The 15,256-nt window shown below is 64.0% G+C and carries 24 protein-coding genes and 1 pseudogene; 16 read left to right on the top strand and 9 right to left on the bottom strand.

Annotated elements, in window-relative coordinates; all coding sequences use genetic code 11:
- From FNJ47_RS36800 to FNJ47_RS36830, 7 genes are all read left to right on the top strand, one after another.
- Nucleotides 1-457: hypothetical protein (locus FNJ47_RS36800; protein WP_347341763.1), on the top strand; the 457-nt coding region annotated here is incomplete at its 5' end.
- Nucleotides 458-533: 76 nt separating this feature from the next.
- The gene (locus tag FNJ47_RS36805) at nt 534-857 is read left to right on the top strand and encodes a hypothetical protein (protein WP_163160780.1); all 324 of its coding nucleotides are present in this window, start codon (nt 534-536) and stop codon (nt 855-857) included.
- 9 nt (nt 858-866) lie between these two features.
- On the top strand, nt 867-2,288 hold the full coding sequence (locus FNJ47_RS36810) for a TolC family protein (RefSeq protein ID WP_163160781.1): 1,422 nt from the start codon (nt 867-869) through the stop codon (nt 2,286-2,288).
- Between the two features lie 14 nt (nt 2,289-2,302).
- Nucleotides 2,303-3,655 (top strand): multicopper oxidase family protein, encoded by a 1,353-nt coding sequence (locus FNJ47_RS36815; RefSeq protein ID WP_163160782.1) that lies wholly within the window; start codon nt 2,303-2,305, stop codon nt 3,653-3,655.
- A 56-nt stretch (nt 3,656-3,711) separates the two neighbouring features.
- Nucleotides 3,712-4,173 (top strand): cupredoxin domain-containing protein, encoded by a 462-nt coding sequence (locus FNJ47_RS36820; protein WP_175068471.1) that lies wholly within the window; start codon nt 3,712-3,714, stop codon nt 4,171-4,173.
- A gap of 26 nt (nt 4,174-4,199) precedes the next feature.
- Nucleotides 4,200-4,502 (top strand): copper-binding protein, encoded by a 303-nt coding sequence (locus FNJ47_RS36825; RefSeq protein ID WP_163160784.1) that lies wholly within the window; start codon nt 4,200-4,202, stop codon nt 4,500-4,502.
- A gap of 197 nt (nt 4,503-4,699) precedes the next feature.
- Entirely contained in the window at nt 4,700-4,978 is a 279-nt protein-coding gene (locus tag FNJ47_RS36830) for a hypothetical protein (RefSeq protein ID WP_163160785.1), read from the top strand.
- 199 nt (nt 4,979-5,177) lie between these two features.
- On the opposite strand, the gene FNJ47_RS36835 is transcribed toward FNJ47_RS36830, so the two are convergent.
- A complete protein-coding gene (locus tag FNJ47_RS36835; RefSeq protein ID WP_163160786.1) occupies nt 5,178-5,729 on the bottom strand; it encodes a tetratricopeptide repeat protein in 552 nt (183 codons plus the stop codon).
- A gap of 285 nt (nt 5,730-6,014) precedes the next feature.
- Here FNJ47_RS36835 and FNJ47_RS36840 point away from each other — a divergent pair, with 285 nt between their 5' ends.
- The 4 genes from FNJ47_RS36840 to FNJ47_RS36855 all read left to right on the top strand — a co-directional run bounded on the left by FNJ47_RS36840 (nt 6,015) and on the right by FNJ47_RS36855 (nt 8,513).
- Entirely contained in the window at nt 6,015-6,362 is a 348-nt protein-coding gene (locus tag FNJ47_RS36840; RefSeq protein ID WP_236000299.1) for a His-rich protein BRANT, read from the top strand.
- Nucleotides 6,363-6,598: 236 nt separating this feature from the next.
- Entirely contained in the window at nt 6,599-7,039 is a 441-nt protein-coding gene (locus tag FNJ47_RS36845; protein ID WP_229183157.1) for a hypothetical protein, read from the top strand.
- A 307-nt stretch (nt 7,040-7,346) separates the two neighbouring features.
- Nucleotides 7,347-8,063, top strand: coding sequence for an outer membrane protein (locus FNJ47_RS36850; RefSeq protein ID WP_163160788.1), 717 nt, complete (start codon nt 7,347-7,349; stop codon nt 8,061-8,063).
- 174 nt (nt 8,064-8,237) lie between these two features.
- Nucleotides 8,238-8,513 (top strand): DUF6719 family protein, encoded by a 276-nt coding sequence (locus tag FNJ47_RS36855; RefSeq protein ID WP_236000300.1) that lies wholly within the window; start codon nt 8,238-8,240, stop codon nt 8,511-8,513.
- A gap of 60 nt (nt 8,514-8,573) precedes the next feature.
- On the opposite strand, the gene FNJ47_RS36860 is transcribed toward FNJ47_RS36855, so the two are convergent.
- Entirely contained in the window at nt 8,574-8,825 is a 252-nt protein-coding gene (locus FNJ47_RS36860) for a hypothetical protein (protein WP_163160789.1), read from the bottom strand.
- A gap of 510 nt (nt 8,826-9,335) precedes the next feature.
- Here FNJ47_RS36860 and FNJ47_RS36865 point away from each other — a divergent pair.
- Both FNJ47_RS36865 and FNJ47_RS54830 read left to right on the top strand, forming a co-directional pair.
- On the top strand, nt 9,336-9,704 hold the full coding sequence (locus FNJ47_RS36865) for a hypothetical protein (protein ID WP_236000301.1): 369 nt from the start codon (nt 9,336-9,338) through the stop codon (nt 9,702-9,704).
- A pseudogene (locus FNJ47_RS54830) lies at nt 9,701-10,545 on the top strand (alpha/beta fold hydrolase). Before FNJ47_RS36865 ends, FNJ47_RS54830 begins: the two are co-directional and overlap by 4 nt.
- 42 nt (nt 10,546-10,587) lie before the next feature.
- Here FNJ47_RS54830 and FNJ47_RS36875 read toward each other — a convergent pair.
- Nucleotides 10,588-10,989 (bottom strand): hypothetical protein, encoded by a 402-nt coding sequence (locus tag FNJ47_RS36875; protein ID WP_165446033.1) that lies wholly within the window; start codon nt 10,987-10,989, stop codon nt 10,588-10,590.
- A gap of 72 nt (nt 10,990-11,061) precedes the next feature.
- On the opposite strand from FNJ47_RS36875, the gene FNJ47_RS36880 reads away from it, so the two are divergent.
- Nucleotides 11,062-12,219 (top strand): DUF2652 domain-containing protein, encoded by a 1,158-nt coding sequence (locus tag FNJ47_RS36880; protein ID WP_163160790.1) that lies wholly within the window; start codon nt 11,062-11,064, stop codon nt 12,217-12,219.
- Between the two features lie 29 nt (nt 12,220-12,248).
- On the opposite strand, the gene FNJ47_RS36885 is transcribed toward FNJ47_RS36880, so the two are convergent.
- The 4 genes from FNJ47_RS36885 to FNJ47_RS36900 all read right to left on the bottom strand — a co-directional run bounded on the left by FNJ47_RS36885 (nt 12,249) and on the right by FNJ47_RS36900 (nt 13,708).
- Nucleotides 12,249-12,764 (bottom strand): hypothetical protein, encoded by a 516-nt coding sequence (locus FNJ47_RS36885; RefSeq protein WP_163160791.1) that lies wholly within the window; start codon nt 12,762-12,764, stop codon nt 12,249-12,251.
- 134 nt (nt 12,765-12,898) lie between these two features.
- A complete protein-coding gene (locus FNJ47_RS36890; protein WP_163160792.1) occupies nt 12,899-13,117 on the bottom strand; it encodes a hypothetical protein in 219 nt (72 codons plus the stop codon).
- 172 nt (nt 13,118-13,289) lie between these two features.
- Nucleotides 13,290-13,469, bottom strand: coding sequence for a hypothetical protein (locus tag FNJ47_RS36895; RefSeq protein ID WP_163160793.1), 180 nt, complete (start codon nt 13,467-13,469; stop codon nt 13,290-13,292).
- Nucleotides 13,470-13,522: 53 nt separating this feature from the next.
- Nucleotides 13,523-13,708, bottom strand: a complete 186-nt coding sequence (locus tag FNJ47_RS36900) for a hypothetical protein (RefSeq protein WP_163160794.1) — start codon at nt 13,706-13,708, stop codon at nt 13,523-13,525.
- A 159-nt stretch (nt 13,709-13,867) separates the two neighbouring features.
- On the opposite strand from FNJ47_RS36900, the gene FNJ47_RS36905 reads away from it, so the two are divergent.
- Together FNJ47_RS36905 and FNJ47_RS36910 are read left to right on the top strand one after the other, a co-directional pair.
- On the top strand, nt 13,868-14,074 hold the full coding sequence (locus tag FNJ47_RS36905; RefSeq protein ID WP_163160795.1) for a hypothetical protein: 207 nt from the start codon (nt 13,868-13,870) through the stop codon (nt 14,072-14,074).
- 57 nt (nt 14,075-14,131) lie between these two features.
- Entirely contained in the window at nt 14,132-14,371 is a 240-nt protein-coding gene (locus FNJ47_RS36910; RefSeq protein WP_163160796.1) for a hypothetical protein, read from the top strand.
- A 96-nt stretch (nt 14,372-14,467) separates the two neighbouring features.
- Here FNJ47_RS36910 and FNJ47_RS36915 read toward each other — a convergent pair whose 3' ends face one another.
- A complete protein-coding gene (locus FNJ47_RS36915; protein ID WP_163160797.1) occupies nt 14,468-14,650 on the bottom strand; it encodes a hypothetical protein in 183 nt (60 codons plus the stop codon).
- A gap of 208 nt (nt 14,651-14,858) precedes the next feature.
- Entirely contained in the window at nt 14,859-15,173 is a 315-nt protein-coding gene (locus tag FNJ47_RS36920; protein ID WP_236000302.1) for a DUF5658 family protein, read from the bottom strand.
- Between the last annotated feature and the right edge of the window lie 83 nt (nt 15,174-15,256).

The raw sequence follows: 15,256 nt of genomic DNA on the forward strand, positions 1-15,256 counted from the left end.
GGTGTTGGTGCGACTGAACAGGCGAGGGCGGCCGCGGGCGGGATGTTCCATCATACTGGCCTATCTGTTTTGCGTGCTCGCGCCGTCCTTTGCGCTCGCATTCGGGGCACCGTTTCCGTGCCTGACCGACGAGGTCGAGCCGGCCGCCGCGATGCATATGCACGATGGCTCAATGCCGATGATGCATGCCGAGCATGCTGCGCACGATCATGCGACCCACGATCATGGCGGCATGCACATGCATCACGCGGACGATGGTGCGCAACCCGCAAAGCACGGCCATGACGGCAAGAGTGCGCCGGGGCCGTGCTGCGCCTTGATGTGCGTGTCGGCGCTGCCAACCGATCTGCCGTTCGTCGCCGGCCCCACGCATCCGATCGCGACCCGTCTCGCCGAGGTCATTCAGAGCTTGCGCAGCGAGGCGCTTGCGCGGCACTATCGTCCCCCCATCGTCTGATCCTCAGCTGACATCGTGGCTGCGCCGCGCGCTCGCGTGCGCATGCCTGTGACTCATTGATGATCGGGATAGATCCATGTTTTCGCATCTCGGGGCGAGGCTCGCCGCCGTGGCCACCAGGCTTGGCAACAGGCTCGGCAACAGGCTTGGCCGGCGCGCGCTCCCCACATTCCTGTCGCGGATGGCGGCGGCCATCCTCATGACCGCGCCGCTCGCCGGCTGCATCTCCGATGCAAGGCCGGTCGCCGTCGCAGGCAATCCTGCAAATCCGTCGGCGCGCACGGCCGGCGTCGGCTACCGCTCGACGATCGCGCCTTACGAGAGCCTGCGTCCGTCGACGCCGCTGCCCTGGCGCGAGCGCAATGACGGCGTGACGCCGCCAACCGAACCGGACCGGTAGGAGGGCGCCATGCGACATCTGGCTATCGCGCCGATCCTGCTGCTGACATCTGCGCTCGCGGGATGCGCTTCGTTCTCGCCCGACACCGGCATGGGCGTCGTCTCCGAGGTGACCGTGAAGGCGATCGGCAAGGACGTCGCCTTCGTTCGCACCGCGGACGAGGCGGCGACCGCCGACGCCGCAATGAAGCGGCTGCTCGCCCGCAACCTGACGGCGGATGCCGCCGTGCAGGTCGCGCTGCTGAACAACAAGGGCTTGCAGGCCGCCTATAACGATCTGGCGCTGGCGGAGACCGATCTTGTCGCCGACAGCCTGCCGCCGAACCCGACCTTCTCGATCTCGCGCATCACCGGAAACGGCGCCAGCGAGGTCGAGCGGCAGGTGGTCGGCGACATCCTGGCGCTCGCGACTCTGCCGGCGCGCTCCGAGATTGCGCGCGAACGCTTCCATCAGGCGCAGCTCAAGGCCGCACTTGCCACCTTGCGGCTCGCTGCCGAGGTGCGGCGCAGCCATGTCGCGGCGGTCGCCGCAAACGAGACGGTCGTGCTGCTGACGGATGCAAAGGCGACCGCCGAGTCGACCGCGCAGCTCGCCAGGAAGCTCGGCGAGACCGGCGGCATGAACAAGCTCGACCAGGCCCGCGAGCAGGTGTTCAACGCCGAGATCACCGCCGATCTCGCCAGCGCGCGGCAGAATGCGGCGAGCTCACGCGAGCGGCTGGCACGCCTGTTCGGATTGTGGGACGGCAATCTCGGCTTCCGGATTCCGGGCAAGCTGCCCGTGCTGCCGAAGCGACCGCAGGACGCGCCGTCGATCGAGGTCGCCGCGGTCGGTCATCGCGTCGATCTGCAGATTGCTCGGATGGAGATCATGGCGCTCGCCAAGGCGCTCGATCTCACCGAGGCGACGCGCTTCGTCACGCTGCTCGACGTCGCCGGTATCGGCAGGCGAACGCAAGACCCGGAAGGACCGCCGTTCAGGGAACGCGGCTTCGACGTCCAGTTCCAGATCCCGATCTTCGACGGGGGCGAGGTGCGCGTCCGGCAGGCGGCCGAGACCTACCGGCAGGCGATGAACCGCCTGACCGAGAAGGCGATCAACGTCCGCTCCGAGGCGCGCGACGCCTATCGCGTCTACCGCTCGGCTTATGACATCGCGCGCCATTACCAGCGCGAGGTGCTGCCGCTGCGACAGATCATCACCGAGGAGATGCAGCTGCGCTTCTCCAGCATGCAGGTCGACGTGTTCGCGCTGCTGACCGAGGCGCGGCAGCGGCTCACCTCGCTGCGCGCGGCGATCGATGCCAGGCGCGACTTCTGGCTGGCGCAATCCGATCTGCAAACTGCGATCAACGGCGGCGGCCCGGCGGGCGGGCCATCGACACCATCTTCCATCGCCTCGGCCGCGCAGCCCGCGGCCGGCGATCACTGAACGGAGACAACACAATGTTCTCACGACGTGGATTTCTCGGCACCGCGGCGCTGGTGACGGCAAGCGCAGTCAGCGGCCGGGTGCAGGCCGCCGCCATTCCGGAGGCACCGACCATGGACAAAGCGGTGATGCAGCCGCCGCTGCATCCGACCAGCGGGCCCGATTACCGGCCCGTCGTCACGCTCAACGGCTGGTCGCTGCCATGGCGGATGAACGGCGATTGGAAGGAATTCCATCTCGTCGCCGAGCCCGTGGTGCGCGAATTCGCCGACGGCATGAAGGCCAATCTCTGGGGCTATAACGGCCAGGCGCCGGGGCCGACGATCGAGGCGGTCGAGGGCGACAAGGTCCGCATCTTCGTCACCAACAAATTGCCTGAACATACCACGGTGCATTGGCACGGCATGATCGTGCCGGCAGGCATGGATGGCGTCGGCGGGCTCAACCAGCCACACATCACGCCGGGCAAGACCTTCGTCTACGAGTTCGAGATGAAGCACAGCGGGACCTTCATGTACCACCCGCATTCCGACGAGATGGTGCAGATGGCGATGGGCATGATGGGCATGTTCATCGTGCACCCGCGCGATCCGGCGTTCCGTCCGGTGGATCGCGACTTCGTCTTCATCATGAGCAGCTACCTGATCGACCCCGGCACATACTTGCCGAAGGTCAACGAGATGACCGACTTCAACATGTGGACCTGGAACAGCCGCGTCTATCCCGGCATCGATCCGATGCCGATCCGGCTCGGCGACAGGATCCGCGTGCGGATCGGCAATCTGACCATGACCAACCATCCGGTCCATGTGCACGGGCACAATTTCGCGGTGACCTGCACCGACGGCGGCTGGGTGCCGGAGAGTGCGCAATATCCGGAGACCACGACCGACGTGCCGGTCGGCGCCGTCAGGGCCTTCGACATGCTCGCCGACAATCCGGGCGACTGGGCGTTCCACTGCCACAAGTCGCACCACACCATGAACGCGATGGGACATGACGTGCGCAATTTCATCGGCGTGTCGCGAAAGGATCTGGCGAAGGCCGTCGGCAAGCTCGCGCCCGACGCCATGGTGATGGGATCGACCGGGATGGCAATGGGCAACATGGAGATGCCCGCGCCCGACAACACGCTGCCGATGATGACGGGTACCGGACAATTCGGCCCGATCGAGATGGGCGGCATGTTCACGGTGATGAAGATCCGCGAGGGGCTCGGCCGCGACGATTACGCCGATCCCGGTCCCTACAACTATCCGCCGGGCACGGTTGCCTACGAGGTCGACGCGCCGGCGGCCGAGCCCGCGCGTCAGCCGCCGGCTGGCGAGCGAAAGACCAAGCCATCGATGAAGGGAATGAAGATGTAGCGGATCAACGCGCCATCCCAGGACAAGCACGCATCAATCACAGAATGGAGAATCCAATGAAACACCTCACCAGCATCGGCGTCGCGCTGATTGCGCTGTCGATCGCAGCAGTACCGTCGCATGGCCACGAAAAACACGATCACCAATCCTATTCGGCCGGCGAGCCCGGAGATCCGAGCAAGCCGTCGCGCACGGTCGAGGTCGAGATGAAGGAGATGGAGTTCACCCCGTTCCGCATTGAGGTCAAGCGCGGCGAACAGATCCGCTTCGTGATCAAGAATGCCGGCACCGAGGATCATGAATTCCTGCTCGCGACCACCGGGGAGAATCTGAAGCACGCCGAAGTCATGAAGAAGCATCCGCATATGGAGCATGACGATCCGAACGGCGTCCGGCTCGCGCCGAAGAAGACCGCGGAGATCGTCTGGAAGTTCACCAAGACCGGGACGTTCGAATATTCGTGTCTGATCCCCGATCACCGCGACTACGGGATGACCGGCCGCGTCATCGTGAAATGAAACCAGCGACAAGAAGGACGACAACGATGAACAGGATGATCCACCTTGCAGGCGCCGGCCTGCTCACATTGGCTCTGAGCCTGGGTGCCGCGCTCGCGCAGGCCGCTGATATCAACGGCGAGGTCAAGAAGATCGACGAGGGCGCGGGCAAGATCACGCTCAAGCATGGTCCGGCCAAGAGCCTTGGCATGGAGGAGCCGATGACGATGGTCTACCGGGTCAAGGATCCCGCGTTGCTGAAGCAGGTGAAGGTCGGCGACAAGGTCAGGTTCGAGGCTCAGGAGGGCGACGGCGGCTACACCGTCACGGCGATCCAGAAGGCGAAATAAGGGATCGCCATTCCGGGCACGACGGGCTGTCGGTTGAAAGCGGCCGGCAGCCCCGGCAATCCGCCTGTGTGCTCCAGCCGCAGGCTGGGGCAGGGCCCGGGAGTTCGCCACGTATTTACCTTAAATGATGGAGCCGGAGGAACGTCTGTGGCAGCGGCGCGTTGCCGTGCATCATTCGTGTGCAGAAGGCCCCCTCCATGACAGTCAACGCGGCAATACTGATGGCGGCATTGGTGCTGTCCGGAACCGTGTTGGCGCAGAGCTCCGGTCCGTCGGCCGGTTCGACGGGGGGCGGGCAGGCCGCCAATCTGATCACCACCGGCCAGGCGCTGAACAACAGCAAGATGACCGGCGACAGCGGACCGCCGATCGAGAAGACCGCCCGCCCGGCGAAGCCGGGGGAAGCTGCGGCCGGCAACACGATCGGCGCCAGCCGTCCGCAAAAGCCCGACCGGCGCCTCGAGCACTACCCGTAAGTTCGACCCGCAATCCTGCGGATGCCCCAGGTCCTGAGACGGCCTGACGGGCATGAGTCTTGATATCGGCATGCCACGTCGCCGCCGGCGCATGGTCGGGATCGCGGCTGCGTCGTGAGGGGTCTGCTCATCCCACTCAGCAAAAAGCCGGCGCGTCATGATGACTGCGCCGGCTTGATGTTTTGAACGGTTCGCTTGCTCAGTAAACCAGGCCGGTGCCCGGGGGCTTCTCCAGCGCCGCGGCGAGCGAGCGATATTCGTCGCTGTTGGTGCCGGCGAGCTGGGCGATGCGGTTCAGGTGGTATTGCGCCTGGTCGCGGTTGCCCTGTTCGACCTGCCAGAGGCCGTAATACTGCCAGGTCCGCACATGGGCCGGGTCGGCCTTCAGCGCGCGCTCGTACCAGATCTGCGAGACCTTGTAGTCGCCGAGCTTGCGATAGGAGTAGCCGATTAGGTTGGCGACGTCGGCGCGGTCGTCCTGGCCGAGCGCCTTCAGCTGCTCGATCGCGGCGGTGTAGTCGTGCTTGTCGTAGATCGTGGCATAGGCGGCGTGATAGCCGGCCAGGAACTTCTGATCGTCGATCGCGGAGCTCTTGTCCTTCTTGGCCGCCTTCTTGCCCTTGCTGCTGCCGCTGTCGGAAGCCGGCGGCGAGGGATTGTCGCTGCCTGCGGCGTAGGCCGAGATGACCGGCCCGGCGGCGAGCGTCATCGAGAGCACTGCGAGGCCCAAAAACTTCGTCGTCTTGCTCATTCCTGATTGCTCCTGATCGTTCCTGATCGTGCTCGGTAATCCTACACCGAAGCCTGATGACTTGAACACCCGGAGCTGCCGAACATTCCCGCCCGATCCCACGATTGCGTGATCCCACGATCGATCGGCGCGGCGGGCAACATGACCAAGATGTCATTCACATGAATGAATTCCGTCAGCGCCCTTCAGAACGGGTTCAGTGCGCGGCCCCTAAGGTCGCGTGCATTGATCGGTGAGGCCGACCATCCGGCCGGAGACCTCTCGATCCCGAAGAGGAGGACCACAATGCTGAAGTCCATTTCCGCCGCGCTGCTCGCCATGTCCGTGATCGCAGCGCCCGCGCTCGCCGCCGAAACCAGCAAGACCGCAACCCCCGCGCCGGCAACCACGACCGCCCCGGCGACGACTGCTCCGGCGACCAAGGCTGCCCCCGTGATCAAGAGCGAGCAGCTGCCCTCGAAGGTGCGCAACGCCAACGCCAAGATGCACCACGAGCACTATCGCCATCATCGCCACCACAAGCACATGGGCATGCTGAAGGTGAAGTCGCCGAAGCATGCGACCAAGCACGCCTCCAAGCACGTGTCGGCGAAGATCGCGACCAAGCACGTCGTGCCGGCCAAGCGCGGCTGATCAAGCGCGGCTGAACCTGATCCGAGGGGCGTAGTTCGATCCACATTGCCCCGCTGCGTTCCCAGCGACAAAGGCAAGGCCTTTGCGCAGGGATGCAGAACCGGCCCGTCCGTCCATTGCTTCCCCAATGGCGGCGGGCCGGAGTGCGTCCGGGCTTCAGTGGTGGCCCGCGTGAATAACCGAGTTGCGAATTCCCTTTCGCGGCCTGTCGGTCTATGAGACGCGGCCGGGGCAACATGAAACAGCTGACTTTGCGGACTTCATCAAAACTGGCAGCAATCGCGCTGCTCTCGATCCCGCTCGCCGGCTGCCTCACCAGCGATGACGGCGGCGGGCCGACCACCTTCACCGATGATCGCGGCGTCGCCAACCAGCCGTTCCCGGACAGGTACCGCGACCAGATCCTTGCCTTCATGCGGACCTATCTGAACAACCCGGTTGGGGTCCGCGAGGCCGGGATCGCCGAGCCGGTGCAGCGCACGGTCGGCGGCCGGCTGCGCTACGTGGTGTGCCTGCGCTACAGCGCGAAGGAAACCGACGGCAACTACCGCCCGGCCCGGGAGCGGGGCGTCATGTTCGTCGACGGCCGGCTCGACCGCATCCTCGACAACGCCGCCGAGTCCTGCGCCGGGGCGTCCTACGCGGCATTTCCGGATCTGGAGAAGATGTCGCGCTAAGGCGTGATCCGGAAAAGGGCGCAGCGGCTTGTCGCAGCAGGTCTGACCGTAGCCTGATCGAATCCTTAGCGAAATCCGATCACTTTTCGCGGAGCATTGAACTTCAACTTTGCCGTTTGCGACATACATCCAGCCGAAATGCGGCTGCTTAACCGGTGAAAAAACCTTCTGTGCCAGGGAACAAACGGGCGTTGTTGCGACCCCGTCACAGCTCAGAAACATCACGGGTCCGGCATTGCCCCAAAGCAACCTAATTGGCGTCACGTTGTTTGGTTTAACAGCGCAGCGTTCGTAACGGGGATCAGAGATGAAGAAGTTTTTGTTCGGCACAGCCGCGCTGGCCGCCTTTGCGGGCCCGGCGTTTGCGGCTGACATCCCGGCCCGGACCTATACCAAGGCGCCGCCGCCCTATACTGCACCGGCGCTCGTCTACAACTGGACCGGTTTCTATATCGGCGGCCATGTCGGCGGCGCGTTCACCGACGGCAACAACCTGATGGGCAGCGATGCGCGCTTCATGGGTGGCGTGCAGGGTGGCTTCGACTATCAGTTCGCTCCCAACTGGGTGATGGGTGTCGAGGCGCAGTACTCCTGGCTGCCGAGCTCCGCGAGCAATGGCGTGCTGCTCCCCGGCGGAACGCTCGTCAACGGCAACACCGACCAGCTCGGTTCGGTGACCGGCCGCCTCGGCTACACCTGGGGCCCGGCGCTGCTCTACGCCAAGGGCGGCTATGCCTGGCGCGACAACAACAACATCACGGCGACGGTCGGCGGCGTGCCGGCGGCCTTCACCACCGATGGCGGCCACAAGGACGGCTACACGGTCGGCGCGGGCCTTGAATACATGTTCGCCCCGAATTGGTCGGCCAAGGCCGAATACCAGTACTACAATTTCGGCAAGACCAACTTCACCAGCGGCCCGGCCGACCTCGTCGGCACGAGCTTCCGGAACGACGAGCATACCGTCAAGCTCGGGGTCAACTACCGCTTCGGTTGGGGCGGTCCGGTCGGCTCCCGCTACTGATCCAGATCGCTATAACGGCGACATCGAAAGGCCGGCCTTCGGGTCGGCCTTTTTCGTTAGCCTGATGTTTTTGTTGGCCTGACGTTTGCTTGTTCAGCCGGCATTCACGCCTGATCGTGCAATGCAAAAAAATAATTCCTGCATTGCACGGAACTTTCATCGTGATGCGTTATTATGCGAACGCCGGGGCTGGTGGACAAACAAACAAACATGCGTAGCTTTGCGTTAGGGCTGATCCTCTCTGCGGTCGCTGTGCCGTGCGTTGCCCAGACGATCCTCAAATCCGAACCCTTGGTTCTCGCGCCGTATGAAGTCGTGCTGGTGCAGGACGCGTCCTGTTCCGCCGGCAAGGTGCTCAAGGTGACGGGGTCGATCCGGGGTCTGCATCGGCGGAAGATTTGCGTTTCGCTTGCCGCCGAACAGGCCTCGCTGGCGACGGCGACGCCGTAGGCAAGGTGATCGTATTATCGGCATCCGGCCCGCCACGCGGGCCGGGCCGGACCAGTGTCGCTAATTCAACCGCGGCTCCAGGCGTGCCTCCCGATCGGCATCGGCCTTGTTCTTGACCGGGTCCTCGTTGGGGTCGAGCTGGCAGGCGCGGATCTCGTAATCATTGTCCAGCACCGGACGGGGTGAGGAGTTTTCCTCTTCCGAGATGGCATCCACCACCAGCCCGGATTTCCTGGCGAGCTTCCAGACATCGGCCTCGGTCGGATACGCCTTGCTGAGCTTGGCGTCTTGATAGAACAGCGCGTACGGCATTCGTCGTTTCCCCAAACAACCGACGACAACGCCGGCACCGGTTCCGGGTTTCCTGCGAATTCGCCGTTCCAATCACGGAACCGTGAGCAAGCTCCAGGCAAGCATCCGGAGCAAGCAACTGAAAATATGAGTCATTTCGGCCCTTTGGCGGAGGGGCCTGAGTCTTTAACGGGTGGTAAATCCCGGAAAAAAGAATCCCCGGGACTCTCCGGGTAGAATCGCCGGATGCTCCGACCCATGAGAGCGATCCACCAGCCCCCCTACGAACGCGTGCAGCTCGCGCTTGCGGTTGTGCTGCTCGCGGCCTGCGCCGCCAACGTGGCGCTGGTCTGGTCCTGGCTTTAGATCTCCCGGCTCCAGCCAAAATCTGTATGTGGCGGCCCGCGCGAAAACGCCGTGGCCGCGCGACGCCGGCACCGATTGACGGCACCCGCATTCCTTCCATCATTGCCGGCAGAACAAATGCCCGCCGCGGTCCGCGCAGACGGGCCGTCAAGCGGGTGGAGCGCCATGATCGAGATGCTGAAGGAACGGGTCAATTGCGACGCCGGCCTGGTGCGGCGCGGCCGCTATCTCACAACGACATTCCTGCTCGAGATCGGCAAGGCTTCCTGGCTGATCGCGATCCATGAGGGCCGGATCGTCGCGGTGACCAAGGGCCCGTTCGTGATGCCGTCGTCGTCGTTCGCGCTGCGCACCTCGGACGAGGAGTGGGACCGGTTTTGTGAAAAGCGGCCGCCGCCGGGCTCCAACGACTTGATGGCGCTGATCAAGCGCCGCGTGCTGAAGGCCGAGGGCGAGCTGCAAATCTTCATGGCGAACCTGCGTTACTTCAAGGAGGCGCTCGGCAAGCTGCGTCGCGAGGGAGCGGCCGCATGAGCGCCAAATTCGAGCCGATCATCGGCCGCTACATGCAGCTCGAACTGTCGGGCCGTCCGCATCGCGTCTATGTCGAGGAGGCGGGCGAGGGCACGCCGCTGCTCTGCCTGCACACCGCAGGCGCCGACGGGCGGCAATATCGCGGCCTGATGAACGATGAGCGCATCACCCGCAACCATCGCGTCATTGCCTTCGACATGCCCTGGCACGGCAAGTCGTCGCCACCGCAAGGCTGGCACGACGAGGAGTACCAGCTCACCTCGGCGCAATACACCGCGATGATCCTGGCCGTGGTCGACGCGCTCGACCTCGACAAGCCGATCGTGATCGGCTGCTCGATCGGCGGCCGGATCGCGCTGCATCTTGCGCTCGAGCACCCCGAGCGCTTCCGCGCCATCATCGGCCTGCAGGCCGGCGCGCATGTCGATCCCTATTACGACCTGAATTTCCTGCACCGGCCGGACGTGCATGGCGGCGAGGTCGCTGCCGCCATCGTCTCGGGCTTCGTCGGTCCCGACGCGCCCGCGACAGGTGGGAGACGCTCTGGCACTACATGCAAGGCGGGCCCGGCGTGTTCAAGGGCGACCTCTATTTCTACAAGATCGACGGCGATATCCGCGCCCGCGTCGCCGAGATCGACACCGAACGCTGCCCGCTGTTCCTGCTGTCCGGCGAGTACGATTATTCCTGCACGCCGGAGGAGACGCTTGCGGTGGCGAACAGCATCGCCGGAGCCAAGGCCACCATCATGAAAGGTCTCGGTCATTTTCCGATGAGCGAGAACCCGGGCGAGTTCGCAAAGCATCTGCTGCCGGTGCTGCAGACGATCGGCAGCCGCTAGCAGCGCTCGCGCATGAGACGCTCAAGCATGCCGCCGGATATCTCAAGGCTTCGGCTGCATGCCCTGCAAGAAGCGAAGCGGGTTGAGCGGGCCGATCGGGATCAGTTCGAAGCTCATCATATGGGCTTTTCCCAACGGCAGCTTTTCCAGCATCTCGTGAGCGACCGCCGGATCGGTGACGTTGATGATGAAGGCCACGCCCGGCTTTCCCTCGAGCGAGTACCACTGCTCGATCTTGCCGGCGAGGTAGAGATCGACGGTTTCGCGAACTTCCTCCGGTAGAACGGCGCGCACCTGCGCTTGTTCAAAACCGGGATTGATGGTGCCGATGGCGAGAATTTTGGTCGTCGGCGTCGTCTTCGCGGCGGCTTCCTGCGCGCTTGCGGAATTGAGGCCGACAAGCCAGCCAACAAGTGCCAATGCGGCGGCAGCAACGAATTTCATGTTAACTCCCCTCTGTGTGGTATGATTGCGTATCCACTTATGCGGCGTGAACCGGTTGCGCTGGAGGTCTCGATGCTTCCGAAGGCTGAAGCGGCATATTTCGCCATTGCCGACATCTCCGGCTACACCAACTTCCTGGCGGCGGTCGAGCTCGACCATGCGCAGGATATCATCGCCGATTTCATGGACGTGGTGGTGAAAGGCCTGCGCCCGCCATTTCGCCTCGCCAAGTTCGAGGGCGATGCCGCATTCGTCTACTCGACCGGGACGATCGACGGCTCGTTGCTGCAGGATGCGATCGAGGGCGCCTATTTCAAATTCCGCCGCCGCCTGCGCGACATCCGCCAGGCCTCGACCTGCGAGTGCAAGGCCTGCGTCGCGATGGGCGACCTCGATTTCAAGTTCGTGATCCATCACGGCGAGATGGTGAAGCAGAAGATGGGCGGCAGGGAGGAGCTCGCCGGGCGCGATGTCATCCTGGTGCACCGACTGCTCAAGAATAGCGTCGGCGAGAAGCTCGGCGGGCGCGCCTACGCGCTCTACAGCGATGCGGCGATCCGCGCCATGGGCGTCGATCCGGTGGCGCAGGGTCTCATCCCGCATCAGGAGACCATCGACATCATCGGCGACGTGACGCTGTGGGCGCGCGATCTCGAAGCGGCGTGGCAGCAGGACGATGCGCAAACGCGAATGGAGGTGACGCGCGACGACGCCTACGCTATCCTGGAGTTCGACATCGCCGCGCCGCGGCAGACGGTGTGGGAGTTCATCACCGTGCCCGGGCAATGGCGGAAATGGTGGGACGCCGACGACATCGTCGAGGAGTCTGGCAAGGGGCGCCGCGGTGTCGGCACCAAAAATCATTGCGCGCACGGCAACCATACCAACGTCGAGGAGACGCTCGACTGGCGTCCGGTCGATTACTTCACGGTCGGCATCACGCTGCCGGTGCCCGGCGCGCCGCGCATCATCATGACACGGGCCGTTCTGGACGGCCCGGACGGAACGTCCCGTTTCGAGCTGCGGATCGCCAAGCCGAAGCCGAAGGACAGGGCGTTCCTCGATGGCGCCGCAGCCAAATTTGCCGAACGTATGACCCAGGCGATGGCCGGTCTGCGATCGATGGTGGAAGGCGGGCAGCCGGGCGTTGACGCGATGGAAGAGCCGGCGCTGGGGCAGTCGAGCGGACGCTTCCTGACCGAGCCGGTCAGATCAGGCGCGCGGGGCTGAAGCTCGAGGGTCCGGAGGAAGGGCGCTGGTTACTTGCCGGAGCGCGGCAGCTCGCTGTTGTCGCGGATCGCGGCGCGGACCTTGGCCATGGTCGTGGTGCAATATTCCTCGCGCTCCCTGAGGAAGCGCTGCTGCTGGGCGCGGAAATTGGCCACCCGCTCCCGCACCTCGGATCCGAAGTCGCCGCTGATGTCGAGTTTTGCAAATTGCGGCGGCTGTGCCGGGGGCGGCGGGACTTCGACGACCGTTACCGTCAAAGGCGCAGGTGCTGGGGGCAGGCCCTCGAGCACGGTCGGCACCGGAAGCGGCGGCGGCATGACCGCCCTTGGGGCCTCGGCCGCCGGCTTGATCTCCAGTGCGGCCTTTGCCTCCACTGCGGCCTCGGTCACGGCCGTCGGGGTGGCGGGCAGTGGTGCAGGGGCCGGCGGCGCAGGCGTCCGCTGGGCAGGCGTCGGCAGCTCGGCGTCGGGCAGCTTGCCTTTCACCGACTGTACGAAGGCCATTGTCTGCGCGATCAGGAGATCGCGTTCTTTCATCCACTTCATGGCGCACCTTGAGCGCGCGGATTCCAGCAAAGCAACCGTGCGGAATCAAGCACTCGCCATCATGATGGTTGACGAAGACGCCTGTTTCACAGGTGCGGTGACATAATTGTGACATTCCCGGGGCGCGCGGGCGGTCAGCGCTGCCGCGGATTGGTGTTCGGGACGAACGGGGTACCGACGATCCGGACCGGCGCCTGACCACCAGCCGGTGCCTGATTCGCGGCCGGCCGCGGCGCGGCGTTCGCCGGTGCGGGTGCCGGATCGAGCAGGGCAACGAGGCCGGCAGCGGCCATGCTGAGCAGCGTGAAGCTGCCCAGGAGCAGTAAATTGCGGTTGGCTTCGCGTACCCTCATGCGGAGAAAATCGCGTGAGGGGGCATAATGTTCCGAACAAATCCTCAGGCGTTTTCGCGCGGATTTGGCAGCCGCTTAAGACCGTGCGTGAAGGGCAGGTTTGAAAGTTTGGGAGATTTGTCCGCGTCAGCTTCCTGACCTTAATCGGTCCGGCCGGAGGGGTGGGTTCAGCCTAGTGGGCTGCCAGCGCAACGGCGGCTGGCTCGGCGCTGCGTGCCTCGATCAGGTCGGCGTAGCGGCCATACTCATCGGCCATTTCGAGCAGCTTCTCACGCACCGAGGTGTCGGTGACCTGGCGGGCCAGCCGTCGCGCCTGATCGGACTGGAAGCGGTAATGTGCTGTGTCGGACATCGTGGGCTCCTCACACATGTGTAAGGGCCATCCGGCAAAGGTTCATCGCGCCGCTATTGAAGGGTCTGGGGCCGATCGGTCAGCGTGGCGGCTATCGTGCCGGCCTTGTCCTCGCGGACCTCGACCTCGAACCACCCCATCTCCTTCAGCTCGCGCGCCTTCTTCTCGGCCGCGTCTTCGCTGTCGCGCTTCAACACGATTTGGCTGGTGCCGTCCCGGGCAAGGATCAAGTAGGTCATTGGCTGATGTCCCATCCGATATTCTGCATACCCCGTTTCGGGCTGCAAGAACAGAACCAAGGCGAGAGATGGGTGATGCTACGGGGATGCTCCCACGATTCCTGCCAAGGAGCAGGACGGCGGGCGTCGTTTCGGAACCCCGGCAACGCGACGAGATCGTTGCTGCCGCTCGGCAAGCCCGCAGGCGCTGCGGCGCGACCCGCAGTAGCGCCAGTTCTGGCGATGTACTTCGCTTTGCTGTGCTCACTTCGTCGTTTTCTGTTTGGCGTGCAGCGCGTCGTCGCGTTGACCGAGGTACATCGCGCCCTCGATGCCGCACAGCATGCCGTTCGGGTGCGCGCGATCGATGACGTGGGCATCTGCTGAAGACCGGAATAGTACGGTTCTCTCTGTACTTGTGGGCAATCAAGCGAAGCGCTTTGATTGAATCGCAACCACGTGCTCGGGTTGATTCCGGGGACGACGCGCGGCACAAGCCGTGTCGATATGGATGGAGGACTCGATGCCCAGGCACTTCGGTTTGAAGCCGACATCGGCAGCGGGACGGTCAACGTTCACAGGGTCATCAAGAGATTTGCAGCAGCGGACTGCGGCGGCGTCTGCGTCGAAGAACCATGGTCCGGCCAGTGCAGCATCCTCGAAGCTCGCTTCGCCATGCCCTGAGCTGCCCTATTCGCCTGCGAGCTGGCGCGGCTGCTGTGGTCGACGGTCGATCTCGGCGGACTGAACATCCACGCGACGAGGCACGGCCGGCCACTGCTATGGCTGGGACAGCTCGTGCTTTTTCTCGCGCTTCAGGTCCATGCGATCGATGCGTTCATCGATCAGTCGATTCAGTCGCTCGTCCCGCAGCGAATCCCGCCTGAACAGCCCGCCATGCAGGCGATAGGCGAGAAGGAGCAGGGCAACAGCGCCGCCCACGAGATAGTAGGACCAGTTCATCGTCAGAGCCGCGCGTGGCAGCCTCACTTGTCGCGATAGAGCAAGCTTAGGGCTGTTTGCGGCGCCTTGTCCAACGCGATCCTCGGTCGCGCAGGCTGAACATGTTTCGAAACATCAATGGGATGTGACAACAGTGCGACAGAGAGGGCGCCGGTCACCGCGCCAAGCCGCGTGACCGGCGTTGGCCGGCAACCAGCACTGCGTCAGCTCAGTTGGAGCCCGCGAGGATGAACAGATTGTTGTAGACGGGCGTCGCAATGAAGGCGACCACATAGGCCATCTGGCGTTCGCTCTTGCCGCGCCAAAGCAGCCACATCATGAGATAGGTCAAACCCAGCTTGGCAACGAGCCACCACTCACCCAGCCACTCCTGGGTAAACCGCATGAACGGGTTCAATTCGCCCATTCCGCGCTGCAATATTTCGTTGGTGGCGATGAGATCCGAGTAGCCCATCAGCAGGGCACAGACCAACAGCATTGCCTTCAGCAGCGATGTTCTCGCCCGCAATTGCTTTTCCGTCATCAGGTGTTCGCCCGAATCTGCTCTAGGTGGTGTGGACTCTAAGGATTCCCTTTTAGGAGCAAATCAGATTCAAGGCTGCTTTT

Origin of the sequence: Bradyrhizobium uaiense, from assembly GCF_010811875.1 — a bacterium.
Classification (GTDB): Bacteria; Pseudomonadota; Alphaproteobacteria; order Rhizobiales; family Xanthobacteraceae; genus Bradyrhizobium; species Bradyrhizobium uaiense.

Excerpts from the sequence above, each read along its gene's own strand:
- FNJ47_RS36855 (WP_236000300.1), top strand. The coding sequence starts at position 8,238 with ATGCGAACGCCGGGGCTGGTGGACAAACAAACAAACATGCGTAGCTTT.
- FNJ47_RS36820 (WP_175068471.1), top strand. The coding sequence starts at position 3,712 with ATGAAACACCTCACCAGCATCGGCGTCGCGCTGATTGCGCTGTCGATC.
- FNJ47_RS36865 (WP_236000301.1), top strand. The coding sequence starts at position 9,336 with ATGATCGAGATGCTGAAGGAACGGGTCAATTGCGACGCCGGCCTGGTG.
- FNJ47_RS36830 (WP_163160785.1), top strand. The coding sequence starts at position 4,700 with ATGACAGTCAACGCGGCAATACTGATGGCGGCATTGGTGCTGTCCGGA.
- FNJ47_RS36835 (WP_163160786.1), bottom strand. The coding sequence starts at position 5,729 with ATGAGCAAGACGACGAAGTTTTTGGGCCTCGCAGTGCTCTCGATGACG.
- FNJ47_RS36825 (WP_163160784.1), top strand. The coding sequence starts at position 4,200 with ATGAACAGGATGATCCACCTTGCAGGCGCCGGCCTGCTCACATTGGCT.
- FNJ47_RS36920 (WP_236000302.1), bottom strand. The coding sequence starts at position 15,173 with ATGACGGAAAAGCAATTGCGGGCGAGAACATCGCTGCTGAAGGCAATG.
- FNJ47_RS36895 (WP_163160793.1), bottom strand. The coding sequence starts at position 13,469 with ATGTCCGACACAGCACATTACCGCTTCCAGTCCGATCAGGCGCGACGG.
- FNJ47_RS36900 (WP_163160794.1), bottom strand. The coding sequence starts at position 13,708 with ATGACCTACTTGATCCTTGCCCGGGACGGCACCAGCCAAATCGTGTTG.
- FNJ47_RS36805 (WP_163160780.1), top strand. The coding sequence starts at position 534 with ATGTTTTCGCATCTCGGGGCGAGGCTCGCCGCCGTGGCCACCAGGCTT.
- FNJ47_RS36850 (WP_163160788.1), top strand. The coding sequence starts at position 7,347 with ATGAAGAAGTTTTTGTTCGGCACAGCCGCGCTGGCCGCCTTTGCGGGC.
- FNJ47_RS36840 (WP_236000299.1), top strand. The coding sequence starts at position 6,015 with ATGCTGAAGTCCATTTCCGCCGCGCTGCTCGCCATGTCCGTGATCGCA.
- FNJ47_RS36885 (WP_163160791.1), bottom strand. The coding sequence starts at position 12,764 with ATGAAGTGGATGAAAGAACGCGATCTCCTGATCGCGCAGACAATGGCC.
- FNJ47_RS36880 (WP_163160790.1), top strand. The coding sequence starts at position 11,062 with ATGCTTCCGAAGGCTGAAGCGGCATATTTCGCCATTGCCGACATCTCC.
- FNJ47_RS36810 (WP_163160781.1), top strand. The coding sequence starts at position 867 with ATGCGACATCTGGCTATCGCGCCGATCCTGCTGCTGACATCTGCGCTC.
- FNJ47_RS36875 (WP_165446033.1), bottom strand. The coding sequence starts at position 10,989 with ATGAAATTCGTTGCTGCCGCCGCATTGGCACTTGTTGGCTGGCTTGTC.
- FNJ47_RS36815 (WP_163160782.1), top strand. The coding sequence starts at position 2,303 with ATGTTCTCACGACGTGGATTTCTCGGCACCGCGGCGCTGGTGACGGCA.
- FNJ47_RS36915 (WP_163160797.1), bottom strand. The coding sequence starts at position 14,650 with ATGAACTGGTCCTACTATCTCGTGGGCGGCGCTGTTGCCCTGCTCCTT.
- FNJ47_RS36845 (WP_229183157.1), top strand. The coding sequence starts at position 6,599 with ATGAAACAGCTGACTTTGCGGACTTCATCAAAACTGGCAGCAATCGCG.
- FNJ47_RS36890 (WP_163160792.1), bottom strand. The coding sequence starts at position 13,117 with ATGAGGGTACGCGAAGCCAACCGCAATTTACTGCTCCTGGGCAGCTTC.
- FNJ47_RS36860 (WP_163160789.1), bottom strand. The coding sequence starts at position 8,825 with ATGCCGTACGCGCTGTTCTATCAAGACGCCAAGCTCAGCAAGGCGTAT.